The sequence below is a fragment of the Stenotrophomonas pictorum JCM 9942 genome (genome assembly GCF_001310775.1).
GTDB lineage: Bacteria > Pseudomonadota > Gammaproteobacteria > Xanthomonadales > Xanthomonadaceae > Stenotrophomonas > Stenotrophomonas pictorum.
This window is the reverse complement of the sequence record NZ_BAZI01000792.1, coordinates 1-592: the sequence shown is the minus strand read 5'-3', so window position 1 is coordinate 592 and position 592 is coordinate 1. Positions and strand designations below refer to the sequence as shown.

The following is a 592-nucleotide window of genomic DNA, read 5'->3' as shown; positions in this document are numbered from 1 at the left end:
GCGATCCTGCGCCGCACCAGCTATCTGGCGCTGCTGGACGAGCAGCCCAGCGCGCTGGAACGGCTGGTCAACGTGCTGGCGCGCAGCGCGCTGCTGTCCGAGCGTCTGGTGGGTTTCCCGCTGCTGCTGGACGAGCTGCTCGATACCCGCGTGGCAGGGCCGATGCCACAGCTGCAGGACATGCACGACGCCTGCGCGCAGGCGCTGACCCTCGACGATCCGGAAGCGGCGCTGCGCATGCTCAACGAGGTGCGGCTGGCGTTGAGCTTCCGCATGGCGCTGGCCTTCCACGATGGCCGCCAGCCGGCGGTGGACTGCACCCGGCAGCTGGCGCAGCTGGCCGACGCGGTGGTGGTGACGGTGCTGGAAATGGCCCGCGCCGACCTGGTCGCCACGCATGGCGAAGTGCCCGGCGGGCGCTTTGCGATCATCGGTTACGGCAGCCTCGGCGGGCTGGAGCTGGGCTTCGGCTCGGATCTGGATCTGGTGTTCCTGTACGACCACCCGGCCGGGGTGGATGCCAGTGATGGCGGCCGGCCGCTGGAAAGCGGGCGCTGGTTCGCGCGGCTGGCGCAGAAGGTGATGGCGCTGC

General features: G+C 70.8%; 1 pseudogene. It reads left to right on the top strand.

Annotation, left to right across the window (positions count from 1 at the left end):
* Positions 1–592: pseudogene (locus tag JCM9942_RS17720) on the top strand (DUF294 nucleotidyltransferase-like domain-containing protein); the annotation flags it as partial.